This is a genomic window from Streptomyces sp. NPDC107546, assembly GCF_055639175.1.
In genome coordinates, this window is sequence record NZ_JBVKBA010000031.1 from 55,969 (window position 1) to 70,232 (window position 14,264).

General features: G+C 68.0%; 14 protein-coding genes and 3 pseudogenes. 7 read left to right on the forward strand and 10 right to left on the reverse strand.

The annotated features are described in order from the left end of the window. Window positions 1-196 precede the first annotated feature (196 nt). From ACZ7L1_RS31730 to ACZ7L1_RS31755, 6 genes and pseudogenes are all read right to left on the reverse strand, one after another. Complete coding sequence (locus tag ACZ7L1_RS31730; protein WP_471442050.1) at window positions 197-598, reverse strand: DUF6009 family protein; 402 nt, start codon at window positions 596-598, stop codon at window positions 197-199. Then, a complete protein-coding gene (locus ACZ7L1_RS31735; protein WP_471442052.1) occupies window positions 595-2,121 on the reverse strand; it encodes a DNA primase family protein in 1,527 nt (508 codons plus the stop codon). Before ACZ7L1_RS31735 ends, ACZ7L1_RS31730 begins: the two co-directional genes overlap by 4 nt. Beyond that, window positions 2,118-3,236, reverse strand: a complete 1,119-nt coding sequence (locus tag ACZ7L1_RS31740) for a bifunctional DNA primase/polymerase (RefSeq protein WP_471442054.1) — start codon at window positions 3,234-3,236, stop codon at window positions 2,118-2,120. The genes ACZ7L1_RS31735 and ACZ7L1_RS31740 overlap by 4 nt, the downstream gene beginning before the upstream one ends. Before the next feature lie 1,017 nt (window positions 3,237-4,253). Then, on the reverse strand, window positions 4,254-4,511 hold the full coding sequence (locus ACZ7L1_RS31745) for a hypothetical protein (RefSeq protein ID WP_471442056.1): 258 nt from the start codon (window positions 4,509-4,511) through the stop codon (window positions 4,254-4,256). Then, the gene (locus ACZ7L1_RS31750) at window positions 4,501-4,731 is read right to left on the reverse strand and encodes a hypothetical protein (RefSeq protein WP_468189794.1); all 231 of its coding nucleotides are present in this window, start codon (window positions 4,729-4,731) and stop codon (window positions 4,501-4,503) included. The genes ACZ7L1_RS31745 and ACZ7L1_RS31750 overlap by 11 nt, the downstream gene beginning before the upstream one ends. Window positions 4,732-5,261: 530 nt before the next feature. Next, window positions 5,262-5,999: pseudogene (locus tag ACZ7L1_RS31755) on the reverse strand (SDR family oxidoreductase). Between the two features lie 92 nt (window positions 6,000-6,091). On the opposite strand from ACZ7L1_RS31755, the pseudogene ACZ7L1_RS31760 reads away from it, so the two are divergent. Beyond that, window positions 6,092-6,954: pseudogene (locus ACZ7L1_RS31760) on the forward strand (LysR family transcriptional regulator). 243 nt (window positions 6,955-7,197) lie between these two features. Here ACZ7L1_RS31760 and ACZ7L1_RS31765 read toward each other — a convergent pair. Further along, window positions 7,198-7,620: a DUF6193 family natural product biosynthesis protein gene (locus ACZ7L1_RS31765; protein ID WP_471442058.1), complete on the reverse strand. Its 423-nt coding sequence runs from the start codon at window positions 7,618-7,620 to the stop codon at window positions 7,198-7,200. Window positions 7,621-8,214: 594 nt separating this feature from the next. Here ACZ7L1_RS31765 and ACZ7L1_RS31770 point away from each other — a divergent pair. After that, on the forward strand, window positions 8,215-8,400 hold the full coding sequence (locus ACZ7L1_RS31770; RefSeq protein ID WP_471442060.1) for a hypothetical protein: 186 nt from the start codon (window positions 8,215-8,217) through the stop codon (window positions 8,398-8,400). A gap of 25 nt (window positions 8,401-8,425) precedes the next feature. Beyond that, window positions 8,426-8,650: a hypothetical protein gene (locus ACZ7L1_RS31775; RefSeq protein ID WP_471442062.1), complete on the forward strand. Its 225-nt coding sequence runs from the start codon at window positions 8,426-8,428 to the stop codon at window positions 8,648-8,650. A gap of 231 nt (window positions 8,651-8,881) precedes the next feature. Here ACZ7L1_RS31775 and ACZ7L1_RS31780 read toward each other — a convergent pair whose 3' ends face one another. Together ACZ7L1_RS31780 and ACZ7L1_RS31785 are read right to left on the reverse strand one after the other, a co-directional pair. Beyond that, window positions 8,882-9,346, reverse strand: coding sequence for a pentapeptide repeat-containing protein (locus ACZ7L1_RS31780; RefSeq protein WP_471442064.1), 465 nt, complete (start codon window positions 9,344-9,346; stop codon window positions 8,882-8,884). Between the two features lie 537 nt (window positions 9,347-9,883). Further along, window positions 9,884-10,438: a DUF4262 domain-containing protein gene (locus ACZ7L1_RS31785; RefSeq protein WP_471442066.1), complete on the reverse strand. Its 555-nt coding sequence runs from the start codon at window positions 10,436-10,438 to the stop codon at window positions 9,884-9,886. Window positions 10,439-10,687: 249 nt separating this feature from the next. On the opposite strand from ACZ7L1_RS31785, the gene ACZ7L1_RS31790 reads away from it, so the two are divergent. After that, window positions 10,688-11,092 carry a hypothetical protein gene (locus ACZ7L1_RS31790; RefSeq protein ID WP_471442068.1) on the forward strand — a complete coding sequence of 135 codons (405 nt, stop codon included), beginning with the start codon at window positions 10,688-10,690 and terminating at the stop codon, window positions 11,090-11,092. Window positions 11,093-11,114: 22 nt separating this feature from the next. On the opposite strand, the gene ACZ7L1_RS31795 is transcribed toward ACZ7L1_RS31790, so the two are convergent. Next, window positions 11,115-11,969 (reverse strand): IS5 family transposase, encoded by an 855-nt coding sequence (locus ACZ7L1_RS31795; RefSeq protein WP_471442070.1) that lies wholly within the window; start codon window positions 11,967-11,969, stop codon window positions 11,115-11,117. A gap of 3 nt (window positions 11,970-11,972) precedes the next feature. Between ACZ7L1_RS31795 and ACZ7L1_RS31800 the strand changes: the two genes are divergently transcribed. The 3 genes and pseudogenes from ACZ7L1_RS31800 to ACZ7L1_RS31810 all read left to right on the forward strand — a co-directional run. Further along, entirely contained in the window at window positions 11,973-12,254 is a 282-nt protein-coding gene (locus tag ACZ7L1_RS31800) for a hypothetical protein (protein WP_471442072.1), read from the forward strand. A 318-nt stretch (window positions 12,255-12,572) separates the two neighbouring features. After that, window positions 12,573-13,447, forward strand: a protein-coding gene (locus ACZ7L1_RS31805; RefSeq protein ID WP_471442074.1) for an IS5 family transposase whose coding sequence is annotated in 2 segments (ribosomal slippage) — window positions 12,573-12,962 and window positions 12,965-13,447 — 873 coding nt in all. Because the reading frame shifts where the segments join, the coding sequence is not laid out codon by codon here. A gap of 481 nt (window positions 13,448-13,928) precedes the next feature. After that, window positions 13,929-14,183: pseudogene (locus ACZ7L1_RS31810) on the forward strand (IS30 family transposase); the annotation flags it as partial. Window positions 14,184-14,264 lie beyond the last annotated feature (81 nt).

Below are 14,264 nucleotides of genomic sequence, written 5' to 3' on the forward strand. Positions count from 1 at the left end.
TGCAGTTTTTGGTACATGCAGCCAACGACCAAAAACTCTCTGGCTCACTGTCGTTCCGAGGATGGGGCATGGCAGTAGTCCATCTCGGAGTTCAACTTTGCGGTCGGCGTCGCGCGGGCAGTTACCTCGTCCCGCGAGCCGGAGTTCTGCCCGTCGTTCCGGCAATAGACCGTGGCGCGCTGAAGTGGGCTGACAGTCACAGTGGGAGGGTTATGCCGAGTTCTTGCATCGCGCTGGAGGGCGGGCCGCCTTCAGAGCGTTCGGTCTTGTAGCCCTTGACGCCCGCGGCGAGGGTGCGGGGATCCACGGCCTCGGCGGGGGCACCTTTTGCGTAGAGGCCGTCGGGGACAGTGTCTCGGTCGTGGGGCAGGAGCCAGAAGACGCGGCGGCGGAAGGTGCCGGAGGAGCGGGAGGCTTTGGCCTGGGGGCCGAGGAGGGCGTAGCCGACCATGCGGCCGGGGCGGTGGTAGGGGGGTTTGCCGCGGCGGGTGGGCAGTCGGTCCAGGCTCTGGCGGACGTAGTCGAGGTGTTCGATGTCTTCCAGCCAGACGATGTCGGTTTCGTGGCTGATCTCGTCCTCGGTGATCAGGGAGCTCATGCGGTGGCGTCCCTTTCCTCGTCGGTGAGCAGTCCGATGCCCGGATAGTGCTTGCGCTGGTTGGACAGGATCATCTCCTTGGGCGAGGCCAGCCCGACGAGTTCTCGGGTGCGGGCAGCGAATGCGCGCGAGGACATGGCTGGTGCCCCTTCATTTTGGCACCACGCCTTGTACGCGGCGTAGAGGGCGGTCTGCTCGGCGCGCAGGTCTGGGCCGAGGGTGCAGCATTCGTCGTAGAAGCGGCCGGTGTGGTCTTCGGTTTCGGCGTAGGCGGTGGTGGCGATGCGGACGCGTTCGGGGCCGGTGAGGTCGCGGTCGCCGGCGAGGTAGCGGCGGGCGCCGTCGATGAGCCAGCCGAGGATGCCGGGGCCTTCTTCGGTGACGAGGATGTCGGCCAGGTTGTCGATTTTGCGGTCATCGGGGACGACGCGTTCGAAGGGGATCAGACGCATGCGGCGCCAGAACGCGAAGCCTCCGGTGCCCACTTCGGGCCGGTGATTGCCCAGCAGCCAGAGTTTGTGGGTGGGCTGGAAGCTGAAGAAGTCCTGCCGCATGCGGCGGGCCTTGATGCGGTCGCCGCCGGTAAGCAGTTTGACGCGGGCCTCGTCGAACTTGTCGCCGGGCTTGACCTCGGAGCAGACGATGACGCGCCGGCCGTGGAGCTCGGCCAGGTCGGTTGGGTGGCCTTCGTAGGGGCGTGCCATCAAGAAGCCGGGCGGAGCGGCGTCGGCGTAGTCGCCAAGCAGTTTCATCAGCACGTCCAGTAGGACGGATTTGCCGTTCTTGCCGGATCCGAAGAGGAAGGGCAGAACCTGGGCGCCGACATCGCCGGTGACGGAGTAGCCGAGCAGCAGCTGCAGGTAGGCGATCATCTCGCGGCCTTCGGCATCCTCGCCGAAGGTGTCGGTCAGGAAGCGGTCCCAGCGCGGGGTGGGCACATGCTGGGGACCGACGGTGGTGGAGCGGGAGTGGAAGTCCTTGTTCGGGTCGGGGGTCTTGATCAGGCCGGTGCGCAGGTCGACGATTCCGTCCGGGGTGCACAGAGCGTACGGATCGGCGTCCAGGAGTGCGGCGTTGAGGACCATGCCGGGGGCGGATTTGGCCTGGGTGAGCATGGCGTTGATGCCGGCCGTGGACAGGGAGCGGCGGCGGTGCTGCTGCAGGGTCTGGGTGGTGTACAAGCCTCGAGGGTCGTGGTCGGCGATGTTCTCTGCGAGGTCGCCGGCCGCCCATAGGACCGTGTCGTCTTCGTCGATCTGCCAGCGTGTGGTGTCCCAGCGGTACCAGCCGATGCCGGGGACGTGCCGGTAGTCGTTGGCGTAGAGCTTGACGAACAGTTTGGCGTTGCCGCGGTCGGAGAGGGTGTCGGGCAGTAGCCCGGCGGCGGTCGCCTCCCCGGTTCGGGCGCGTTCCGCGTCGGCCTGCGCCGGGACGGGGATGTGGCCTTGGTTGCGGATTTGGGCGGCGACGGCTTCGGGGTCGAAGTCGAAGAGGGTCTGGGTTTCGTTGCGCGGTGAGGTCATGGGCGGCCCCCACGGGTGGTGTTGAGGGGGCGTTTGAGGCCGGCGGCCATGCCGCTGCGGATGATCTGTTCGCAGCGGCGTTCCTGGCCTGGGCGGGCGAGGGTAGCGGTCTCTTTCAGGGCGCGCTCGGCCTCGTCCTGGGGCAGGCGGCCGGCGGCGATGAGGCCGCCCAGGGTGTAGGCGGCGCGGTTGAGGGCGTCGGAGAACCCGGCGCCCTCGGGGACTTGGCCGCAGGCCTCGACGGGGGCGAGGACGGCGGCGAGGGTGCGGCTAGTACGGTCGCGGCCGCCGCCCGCGGCGAGGACGGCTTGCCGGGCGCGGGGCGGAACTGGCCGGGGGGTGGGAACGCTGGATGCGGGAAGGTGGCCGGTGCGCTCGAGTTCTTGGGCGAGCCAGGCGGGCAGTGCGGCGGGCTCACGGACGTCGTCGAGTGGGGTGTAGGTGCCGTGGGTGGTGCGGGTGCCGGGGGCGATGATGTAGCCGCCGTGGGCGCGTACGTCGACCTGCCACGCCAGGGCCCGTCCTTGGCTTGAGCCAGCCGAGCACTGCCAGCGGCGGCCGTCTGGCACCCGGTACCAGACGTGCAGGCCGCCGGACGGGGTCTGCACGCGCAGCGTCGTGTCGTCCTCGGCGGGGCTGGGCTGGCCGCGGAGTGCGGCCAGGACGGCGAGAGTGTGGAAGCCGGTGGCCATGCCTGTGAGGTCGACGTGGTCGCCGATGGGGATGCCGGGCAGGATCCGATCCCGGCTCGGGGGCTGGGCCGGCTTGGCGTCGATGTCGATCACGACGAGGCCTGCGGGGCCACAGGCGACTCCGACGCCGAAGTTGGGGTGGGCGCTCCACCATTGTTCGATGCGTCGCTGGTCGAGGGTTGCAGCATGGAAGCCGTGGCACCAGCGGCCCGCGGAAAGGCAGGGGCATCCGGCAGGCGGGTGAGAGGCCGTCCGGCAGTCGGGGCAGTTCGCTGCGGGGGTCTTTCGGCCGGGAGCGAGAGGGTGCACAGGCCAGCCCCGGCGTGCGCACCAGCGCGCAGTAGCCAGCGGCAGCTCAGCGACTGAAGATTCGGGGGCAGGCTGCCGTGAGTCGCTGCGAGAAGTGCGCAGCTCAGCAGGCATCTCCACCCCCTATCAGCGACCGAAGCGACTCAACGACGGACACAGAGTAGCGAACGTGGCCGATGAGGTCATGGAGCACATGCGAAAGAACCTCGACCCGTGTCGATGATGCGACTGGCCAACCGTCTCCAGCGACCCAACGACCGCCGAAGCGACTCAACGCGCCTCGGTCGCTGCCCACAGCCCAGAGTGAAACGGCCAGGTCACAGGCGGTCAGCTTCCTGAAACAGCGACTGAAGCGACTGAAGGTCTCTATATATGACGCACACGCGCACACAGGAACGTCTCATATATCCGAAGTCTGAGTCGCTTCAGTCGCTGATGCGTCGGCACCAGCCCGCTGGCCTGCGGTTTTGGCACCCATATGCCTAGCGACCGAAGAGCGGCTGAGTCGCTGAGCTTCAGTCGCTGAGCAAGAGACTCCATAGCGACCCAAGCGACTGAAGCGACCGGACACTAGACAGGGGGTCAGGGCGGGGTCCTGCGCCTGTTTCTCCATCAGCCAGTCGCTTCGGTCGCTGATGCCAGGCTTCCCAGGCAGCAACTTCTTGTCGGCTCACGGATTCAGGCTCCTCTGAGGCCCTGGCTCCTGACAGGCCAGGCCTGTTTTCAGGCACCTCGTTCAGCACTCGTGTGTTGCCTGGGCCATGTAAATGCTGCGCTACACCACACCACCGCCTCAGCGACCAACCCGACGACTACGACCAAGAGCACGAGCAGCAGCGCGCGGAACAGGCCTGCTGCACGAGCAGCCCCCGTGCGCCGTTGAAGCACTCCCCCCACTGCCCGAGCAGCGCCTTTGCGCGGGCCCGGCCGCCGGCCCCGAGTGTCATCGCTCTCCGGCACCCAACAACAGCACCCCAGCCACCCCCGAGGAGCACCATGCAGCAGACCGAGCAGGACACGGACTACACCGAGCAGCACTGCACTGCACCCGGCGCTGCACCGTGCAGCGGACGCAGCAGCGCCCCGGACGAGGCGGGAGTCCGGGGCGCTGCGACGGGTGCTCGGGAGGCCTTACGCCTCAACGTAGGCCACGATGGTGATCTGCCGAAGGGCGGTTACGTAGTAGATCACTCGGACCCCGTCGACGTCGTCCATGTAGTCGCGCAGCAGGGTGTCGGGCACCGGGGTGCCCAGTTCCGGGTTGACGCTGATCGCGACGATCGCGCGGTCCAGGCGGTGCGTCTCGGCCGCCGTCAGCTTCGCCAGCTGGCTCAGGGCGGGCTCCACCAGGACGACCTGGGACCGGCGCGGTGCGTGGTCAGGCGACACGGGGCTGCTCGCCGGCGAGGCGCTCCAGGTGGGCGTCGCGGGCTTCCTCCCACAGCACGCCGGACTCGGCGGCCGGGTAGCCGTTCTCCGCGATGTCCTCCAGCACCGAGGCGAGGACGTCGACCCGGGCGCGCTGGTCGGCCGCGTAGGCGCGGATCGACGCGGCGGCGTTCTCATCGAGGGGCTGACGGTCGGGCACGGGGGCCGGCTGCTGACTCATCCGAGGCTCCTGGGCAGTTGCTGGCGTGTGTCCTCACGGTATCGCCGGGACGCGGCGCCGGTCCTCGCTACGGACGAAACCCGTCCCCGGTGACACAGAGCGGTGGACCCAGCTGGACCCAGGACCCAGCTCCGGTGCGCGTCGTGGGTCTACCTGCGAAAACGCCGGACCCAGGACCCAGGAGCCCCAGCTGGACCCAGGTTTGTACGGCGCGCTGGTTTCCGCCTGGCGGCCGCGCTGGGCTGGCAAGGGGTGAGCCGGGCGCAGGGGCGGCGACAGGGGCAGGTGGCTAGTTGGATGGACGGAAGCGGAGAGTGATGCCCGAACCCCTCCTGTCCCGTCTCCGATGAGCTGGTCCGGGAGCGGGGCCGTCGCCTGCGGCGACCGGATCGGTTGAGACGCTGCGTCGCCGGAGTCCCAGTCGATCTGGTCCTGGTCGGACGGATGCCTCCCGCTGTCTCATCCGATCCGGTCCGTCCGCACCGTTTCGTGGACCCGCCGGGGCTTCGTCGGCTCAGGGCAGTTCGTGGTCACCAGGGGTCGACGCCGTCGTCCTCGAAGAACGAACCGCTCGGGCCGCCGTCGGGCAGTGTGGGAGCCGGATCGCTGTGGCGGCGCCCTGTTCGGGGGTGCGGGATCCGTGGAAGCCGGTGAAGTCGGTGGCGACCAGGCCTGGGCAGGCGGCATTGATCAGGATGTTCGTATCGGTGAACTGCCGGGCGTACTGGATGGTGAGGGCGTTGAGGAACGACTTCGACGGCGCGTAGGCCGCCATGATCGGGCCGATCTCGATGTCGGGGTCCGCCTGCCGAGTCAGGGAGCCGACGCTGCTGGAGACGTTGACGATGCGTGGCGAGGCCGAGCGCCGCAGCAGCGGCTGCATCGCGTTGGTCACCCGGACGACACCCATGACGTTGGTATCCACGACCGTGCGGAGCACCTCCAGGTCGAGCGCGGTCGGGTACTGCTCCCACCCCGGGCCCATCTCGCCCGAGATGCCGGCGTTGTTGACCAGGGCGTCCAGGCGCCCGGCCAGCCGTTCGACCAGTTCCGCGGCATCGGTCACGCTCCGGTCGTCGGTCACGTCCAGCGGTACCCCGAACGCGTCCACGCCGAGGGCGCGCAGTTTTCCGACGGCGTTTCCGCGTCGGGTCTCGTCGCGGGCCCCCCACACCCACGCGGTACCCGAGGCTGCCCAGCCCGGCCGCGATCTCGTACCCGATGCCCTTGTTCGCGCCGGTCACCAGCGCGATCATCGTTTCGCTCATGCTGATGATGGTGGCCCTGGGATGAGTGGCGCGGCCAAGACCGATACGGTGCCCTGTCATACCCGCTAGGTATCACGGCCTATGCTGCGGCCGTGGACCCCCTCGAAACCCGCGAGTTGAGGTACTCCGGGGCCGTCGCCGAGGAACTGCACTTCGGGCGCGCCGCCGAGCGCCTCGGCATGGCCCAGCCGCCGCTGTCGCGGGCGATTCAGCAGCTCGAACGGCGCCTCGGGGTCTGCCTGCTGCAGCGCAACCGCCGTGGTGCCGCCTGACCGGTGCCGGAGAGGTGCTGTTGCACGAGGGCCGGGCGCCCCTCGACGCGACCGTCGCCGCCGCTCGCCGCACCCGGCGCGCCGGCGGTGCCGACAGCTCCGGCGGCGCCCGCGGTCGGCTGGTCCTTGAGGTGAAGGCTGCCGCGTCGTACGAACTGCTGCGGAAGCTTCTCGACGCCTACGCGGCCGAGCCCGACAGTGCCGAGATCGAGGTGCTGCCGTGTGGCATCTGCGAGCAGGAAGAGCTGCTGCGCGACGGACGCGCCGATGTCGCGCTCATGCACACGCCGTGGAACTCCCTCGCCGGGTTCGACAGCGAGGCACTGACGAGCGAGGGGCAGGTCGCCGTCCTGCCTGCCGGGCACCCCCTCGCCGCCCGCGAGCCCTTGTCCGTGGCCGATGTCAGGGACGTCCCCGATCTGCCGCTCGCCCGCTGGCCCACCCACGGCACCTACGCACCCGGCCCTGGCCCCGAGATCCACAACCAGACGCAACTGGCCCAGCTGATCGCCCTCGGACGCACCGTGGCGGTCGTCCCCGACTCCGCCCGCTCCTGGCTGTGGGCCGAGCGCACGGCCGTCCCCTTGACCGACGCACCTTCCGTCGTGACCCACATCGCCTGGCCCGCGCACAGCCGCTCCCTCGCCCTGGCTGGCCTGGTCCGCACGGCCGCACGGCTATGACCAGGTCCTGCCCCCATCGGTCAGCTCCCGGGACGGCTCAGACACCACCGGGGTCTGTGGGACCGGAGAAGCAGACCCACGGGACCGGATCATCTGGGACAGCAAGCGAATCGGACCAGTTCATGTGAGACAGGTGTCCTGTGACAGTGAAGTTTGACCATTGTCAGCGAAGTTTGATCGCCCGTGCGGGTGCCTGAGCGGTGACAAGTTGCTGCGAGCCCGGCCCCGACGGGTGGAACCGGATCAGTTCGTGGAGCGGTCGGCGTTCCGGGGACCAGCGGCTGCGGACGAGGCCGCGGCTTCATGGGTTGCGAGTTCTTCTGGGGTTCCGACGAAAGCAGATCCGGAATTCGGAGGGAGGTGCTCGACCACCATCGCGATGGCCTCCTGCGGCGTTGCGGCCGGCCCGACGGTCTCGCTGCGTAGAGGGCCGGAGACCCAGTAGCCGCCGTCTGCGGCGGGCTGGATGTAGGGAATGTCCCATGTCCATCGCCACTCTGTGCAGCGGCTGAAGTGCAGCTCTCCCATTCCGGTCCACGGGAACAGTTGGCGTAGGCGGGGTTCGGCGTAGGCAGCTTCGAGCAGTTCGGGACGGACCCGCCCGTCATCGCGGACCTTCTGCCAACCCGCTTCGACCAGAGCTCGGCTCGGCGGTGTCGTTTCCATAGTGACCATCATCCTTGCCGATACTCGTGCTTCCGCTGGTGGTAGGCCTTCTGCCGACAGCTGTGAGAACACATCCGGCCACAATTCTCCGGGAGCAGTGGGTCTCCGCAGACCTCGCACGTTCGTGACTGGCGCTGCCGATAGGCCTTCTGACGGCAGCGGGCAGAGCAGGTCCGCCGAAGGCCTGAACCGGTCTCGCTCGACCCCCGCGAGGCCCTCGTTCGGTGGCTCCTCGACCGCATCGACAAACGGCCCGGGATCCACCTGCGCGAGTTGTACCCGGCGATGCGTGAACTGCCAGGCCAGGAGGGGCGTACGGACGTCGAGCTGAAGGCCGCCCTGCAGGCCCTCGGTGTGCCCGTCCGTAGGACCGTCCGAATCGGACGGGTCGCGGGTCGTTCCAGGGTGCGTCGAGAGGACGTCGAGGCCCTGCTCCCCACTACTGGCGAGCGGCCTGTGGAGAGCGGACTCCACGCAGGTCAGGGCGCGAATTCTCCACCGCTCTCCGCGTCCGGAGAGGGGGCGTAGAGCGTGCCGTACGAGTACTGGTGTCGGGCGTGCGACGCCGTCTCGCCCCAAAGACGCGACCGCCGCGTGGACGCCGAGGACGAGCTCGTGGAGCACCGCCGCGCCGCGCACGGCGGCCTGGCGCCGGCCGCGGGGGACGGCGTACGCCGCGTGCACGCTCAGGCGCGTGGGGACGGGGTTCTGCCGTCGGGCACGTTCTGGGCCGCGCTGTTCCTGCTCGCTCTTGTCCTGGCGAACTGCTGGGGCCATTGATCATTACTACCGAATTGACACGACCATGACCGACCACCCGTACGACGACTACGACGAGTTCGAGGACCCGGACCACGCGCCGGACGCTGAGGAGCCGCGAGAGGGCGCCTGCGACATGTGCCTCGGTTCCACGCCGGAGGACCTGCAGCGCGCCGCGGAGAACCCTGGCGCGCTGATCCCTGTATGCGCATGCGCGATCGGGCAGGGCGCGCCACCGGACGAGTGTCGGTGCGGGCCGCAGGAGGAGTAGCTGGCCTCCCGCCGGCCCAGCGCGCTGCCGCTGGTCGGTGATCACCACCCAGTACCGGGGCCACATGGGCCCTCAACGCGTGGCTGTGCCGGTGACGACAGCAAGTGGGAGCCGTTCGAGCGGCGCTGAGTTGGAGGGGGTGGGGGCGGTCGCGGCCGCCCCTTCTTCCCTCAGATTTGGCGCAACAGCAGCGGCGCGACTACCGGAGACCGACGGGTGACCGGACGGCAGTCAGCTCAAACCATGCCCGACACACGTTCCGCCATTGGTGTTGCTGTTCGTGCCGTCGGGGCACGTCGTGTTGTTCCAGATGGCGCCTCGGAATCTTGCTCCCGTTGTGATCGCTCCTGTCAGATTCGCCATCGTGAAGTCAGCCTTCTCGAAGTCGGAGTCGGTGAGGTTGGCCTGAACAAGGCGGGCAAAGAAGAACTGTGCGCCCTTGAAGGTGCTGTTGGACAGATTTTGATTTTGAAAGTTGCTGGCCGAGAGGTACGCGTCGGTAAGGTCCTTGCCACTCAGTCTGGAGCCGACGTCAGGGAAGCCAGTGCCGAATGTGAAGTTGCAGGCCGGGCAGAGCACCGGTGGTGACTGCTTGCGCTGATGACCATGGCCGTCGTCGGCCTGGGCCGCAGCGGCCCCAGTCAATGCCAGAGCTGCGGCCATGACCAGCACGCCAAGAATTCGTGGAACGCGCACGGGAGCCTCCGAACGGATAGACGGATGAAGTGAGTGAGCCCGAACTCACCACACCCGGCAGCCCCTAGCGGCTCGGCACGCCGTCCAGACGGTGCCCATCGCCTGATCGCTTTCCACGGTTCCACCTCTCGGCGTACGCCGACTGAGGTCCAGAGGGCACGCCACCCCACGCACTTCTTTCGCCTAGACCATCCGCGTGGTCTTTGATCACTCCGTCAGCGCAACAGGCGGACGGCGGGTAGGCCAATTGAATGACAACGTGTCAGTGAGCCGCCTTTGAATGCGTCACATGCACCAGATCCCACTGAAATGCAACTGTGGCCGCCTGATGTCTCCTGACGGCCGCTCGGGCCGCGGAGACTTCCGCTGCGGATGCGGCAGAGACCCAGTCCGTCTCATCGAGCAACCGAACCCTGTCCGCCGCTGCACCTACGGCCCTCATGAGATTCCCGGCAGCCTGTATGGCCGTCAATGACCGATCTCTGTAGAGCTACGGATCAGAAGGTGATGCCCTCAGTGCGGCCCGCGCCGAAGGCATCACGACTGGTTTTCGCCGACTCGCGACCATGGCCCCTCGGTGTCGGCCTTCGGGACCCAGAGCAGCGGTTGACTCGTACGGCAGTAGTCATCCACTCCCTCTTCCCAGGGGAAGCGTCCGGCCTTGTCGGGCCAAAACAGCTGCGTGACGGGCAGCGGCGGGGCTTGGTAGAAGTCGATGCCAGCACCGAAGAAGTCCCAGTACCAGCTGGGGTGAACAGGCCGGACGGCGACGTCGTAGCCATTGAGGACATCGCCTCTGCGCTGCTCTGGTTCCAGCGGAAGACCACCACGGATGCCGGCTCCAGCCGCATTCACGACGGGCATCCCAACTTCCATACGCAGGCCGAAGACACAGACCTCGGGACTGCGCAGTGTGTGCCACAGCCCTATGGAGTAGGACCAATCGGCGGGTGCGTCGTCGCCAGCGCCGACACCCATGACGTGCCAGCCGAAGTCGATGACGCTCTGTGCTATCCGGTTGTCGCGCTCTTCCCAGGCAGGGCCATCTGCAGGCGGTGCGCAAAGGAGACAGAAGCAAGGGGGACGGTCCATCCAAGGAGGGTAGATCACTGGGGAGTCCGGGCCGTCTCTGGGCCGTCCGAGGCCGATCGGCAGTGACCCACGACGACCAATGATCACCACTAGGGCGGAAGAAGTAAGCCGGTAGCTGTAAGCCCCTGCCTGCGGTTTCTCCACGAGTAGGGGGCTTTTCAGTTGGGCTGAACCACCCTTGGCCAGGCGTCAGACCGTGTTTGAGATCTGGTTCGGTGGCCTCTCGGAGGGTGCTCTAGGCTCGACCAGGTGATCTTCGACAAGTACCCCATCGTCGGCCGCTTCAGGGAGCTGGAGTACGGCAGTCCAGATGGGCCGTCGATCCGAGCTGCTGCGCGCATGGCTGCGCCGGGGCATGAAGGAGATCTGGTTCGGTACCTGCGCGCCGGCACGACCTTGGTCGCCACACCTTCAGCTGTGCCTGACGTGCTGAGCGAGACTGGCGCGTTCATCGGAGGGCTGCACCTGCTCACAGACGGACATTGGCTGTGGTACTCCGACCTGGCCCACTACGTGGGGCGCTACCACGTGGAGCTCGACCCGGCGTTCATCGAGCACGCACGTAGCAACAACTGGACTGTTCCGCAGGTCAGCGACGAGCGCCTCGAAGCGATGGTGACGTTGCTGATCGGGGACGAAGGTGAGCCGGGCTGATGTTGCTGCCCGCGCCTGGCTGTCAGGCCGAAGTTCGGGTCAACGGGCGCGGACCCGCCCGGGAAACTGGCTTCACTCGGGTCAGGCGGCGGACCATGATGCCGATCATCGCCCAGCGAACCATCGTCGCGGAGCGGGCGGGGCTGGTCTCGTAATCGCGGGCCAGGCGTCGGTGCGCGGTGAGCCACGAGAAGGTACGTTCTACCGCCCACCGCTTCGACTGGACTTGGAACCCCTGCTGGGCGGGGTCTTTACGGACGATTTCCAGGTCGCGGCCGAGCACGGTGGTGGTCCAATCGACCAGGCGGCCGGCGAAGCCCTGGTCCGCCCAGATCTTCTTTACACCTGGGTGGTCGAGGCGGGTCCACAGCAGCGGTCGGCGGGCGCCGTCGCGGTCCTGGACACTGGCGGCGACGACGTGCACGGCCAGCAGCAGGCCGAGAGTGTCGGTAACGATGAACCGCTTGCGGCCCTTGACCTTCTTGCCCGCGTCGAATCCCCTGGTGACGGCTGGAACGGTGTCGGCAGTACGAACAGACTGCGAGTCGATCAGGCCCGCGCTCGGCTCGGCGTTGCGCCCATCGGCTTCGCGGATCTGGCCGCGCAGGGCGTCGTGGATGCGCTGGACCGTGCCGTCGTCGTGCCACCACGTGAAGTACCAGTAGACCGTCGGCCACGGCGCGAAGTCCTTCGGCAGTTGCCGCCAAGCGCAGCCGGTCCGCACGACATAGAAGATCGCGTCCACGATCCGCCGCCGCGGATGCTTCTCCCGCCGCCCGCCCTTGGGTCCCACCCGCGCGGGCGGCAGCAACGGTTCCAGCAACGCCCACTGCTCGTCCGTCAAGTCCGACGGATACCCACCCCCAGCACCGCTCACGGCATGCTCAACGACCACAACAGCAACGAGCCACGGCAGATCTCAAACACGGTCTCAGGCATGCTCAGGCACATGAGCGCCTACAGCAGCGATCCGCAGTTGAACGTCACCGACGCGACGGGGAACGGCGTCGAAGTGGACGTGGCCACAAACTTGCTGAACGGCACGGTGCGGTTGTCGGTGATGTGGACTGACCAAGTCTTCCTCAACCCAGATGATGCCGAACGCGTGGCCCAAGCCCTCCTACGAGCCGCCGAACACGGCCGCCGTATCGCTTGGTCGTAGGCGGCGACCGAGGGCAGCGGCCGTGGGCCCGGCGGCAGGGCGGCCAGCCTGCGCTGGGTCAACGCCGCGACCAGGGACGGCTCGCCCGTGGCGGGCCCAGCTTCGGCGGTCTCGTGCTCTGCGGCCTTGCAGCCCTCCAGTGCTACGGCGTCCGAGGTCAAGGCTCCGGCCCGCAGGGCGGCGGCGATCCCGGCGACGACCTGGTCGTGGGCCATGCGCCGGTGCAGCAGCACGACTTCGATCAGGGCCCGGGTGCCGGCCGCTTCCGTTCTAGGGTGTGTTGCGAAAGTCGATCTTGGTCGTGAATGATCATCTGCCGTGGGGCGTGGTGATCTGACGAACGACCAGTGGGCCCGGCTTGAGCCGTTGCTGCCGCTGGGCAAGAAGCCGGGCCGTCCACCGGTGTGGACCCGGCGGCAGTTGATAGACGGCATACGGTGGCGGACCAGGACCGGTGCGCCGTGGCGCGACGTGCCGGAACGGTACGGGCCGTGGGACCGGGCTTACGACCTGTTCCGGCGCTGGCAGCGCGACGGCACCTGGAAGCGGATCTTCGAGCAGTTGCAGGCCGAGGCCGACGCGAAGGGCCTGATCACGTGGGACGTCAGCGTGGATTCCACGATCGCCCGGGCCCACCAGCATGCTGCCGGGGCGCGTAAAAAGGGGCACTGCAGAAGGAGCCTCCCGGCGGCGTCGACACCGAGCCCGACGACCACGGCCTCGGACGCTCGCGCGGCGGGCTGACCACCAAGCTGCACTTGGCGGTCGAGCAGGGGCAAAAGCCGCTGTCGTTGGTCGTCACCGCTGGTCAGCGGCACGACAGCCCGCAGTTCCAGCCGGTCTTGGAGGGCGTCCGGGTGCCCCGCATCCGTTGGGGCCGGCCGCGGACCCGGCCGGACAAGGTCCGCGCCGACAAGGCGTACGGCTCCGGCGCGAACCGCGCCTACCTGCGCAGACGCGGCATCAGCTGCACCATCCCGGAGAAGGCCGACCAGGTCCGCAACCGCAAGAAGCTCGGCTCCCGCGGTGGCCGAGCGCCGAAGTTCGACAAGAACGATTACAAGGAACGCCACGCGGTGGAGTGCGGGATCAATCGGCTCAAGCGCCACCGGGCCGTGGCGACCCGATACGAGAAACTTGCCGTCCGTTACGAGGCGACCGTGCTCGTCGCAGCCATCAACGAGTGGCTGTGACCAGCACTTTCGCAACACGCCCTAGTGGTCGTCGCAACACCCCAGTTCACGGGATGCGATGGACTTCGAGGTTCGGAAGGTGCGGGGCCCTCAGGGCCGCAAGAAGCTCTCTGCTGAGCGAGCTGCATACTTCCAGCTCGTGAAGTAGGGGTTCAGCAACAACGCGGCATGCCGGATCGTGGGGATCAACCCCAAGACCGGCGGGCGCGCAACGGACGCAGACCGTCCGGCCGGAACAAGGCGGTGCCACCGATACGTCCGGTGGCACCGCCTTCGACGTCGTAGCGGTGCCTGTGCGAGGCAGACCGGATCTATATCGCCGATCGGCTGCGGGAGAAGGCTTCCATCCGTGCGATAGCCGCCGAGAGGCCGCAGCCCCTCCACGATCAGCCGGGAGGTCCGCCGCAACCGCACGGTCGATCCCCGTGGCCAGTGGCACTACCGGCCCTACGCCGCTCAGGCCCGTAAGGACGGCGCCTTCGCCATAGGCACCCTCGTGGAACGCTCCACCCGCTAGGTGCTACTGGTACACCTGCCGAACGGCCGGGCCACCGACGTGGTCCGCGACGCTCTGGTCGAGACCGTCCAGACGCTGCCGGCCCATCTAAAACGGTCTCTGCCCTGGGACCAAGGCAGCGAGATGGGGCGCCACTGCGAGTTCACCGTCGCGACTGACATCCCGGTCTACTTCTGCGATCCCGCCAGCGCCTGGCAGCGCGGCTCGAACGAGAACACCTATTGGTGCAGCCTTGGCGGGCCGGGCTTCTTCGACGGGAGAGGTTCGGCGGGATCGTCGGGTGACTCGGAGAACACGTGC

Excerpts from the sequence above, each read along its gene's own strand:
- ACZ7L1_RS31750 (WP_468189794.1), bottom strand. The coding sequence starts at position 4,731 with ATGAGTCAGCAGCCGGCCCCCGTGCCCGACCGTCAGCCCCTCGATGAG.
- ACZ7L1_RS31785 (WP_471442066.1), bottom strand. The coding sequence starts at position 10,438 with ATGGACCGTCCCCCTTGCTTCTGTCTCCTTTGCGCACCGCCTGCAGAT.
- ACZ7L1_RS31765 (WP_471442058.1), bottom strand. The coding sequence starts at position 7,620 with ATGGAAACGACACCGCCGAGCCGAGCTCTGGTCGAAGCGGGTTGGCAG.
- ACZ7L1_RS31740 (WP_471442054.1), bottom strand. The coding sequence starts at position 3,236 with ATGCCTGCTGAGCTGCGCACTTCTCGCAGCGACTCACGGCAGCCTGCC.
- ACZ7L1_RS31775 (WP_471442062.1), top strand. The coding sequence starts at position 8,426 with ATGACCGACCACCCGTACGACGACTACGACGAGTTCGAGGACCCGGAC.
- ACZ7L1_RS31730 (WP_471442050.1), bottom strand. The coding sequence starts at position 598 with ATGAGCTCCCTGATCACCGAGGACGAGATCAGCCACGAAACCGACATC.
- ACZ7L1_RS31735 (WP_471442052.1), bottom strand. The coding sequence starts at position 2,121 with ATGACCTCACCGCGCAACGAAACCCAGACCCTCTTCGACTTCGACCCC.
- ACZ7L1_RS31800 (WP_471442072.1), top strand. The coding sequence starts at position 11,973 with ATGCTCAACGACCACAACAGCAACGAGCCACGGCAGATCTCAAACACG.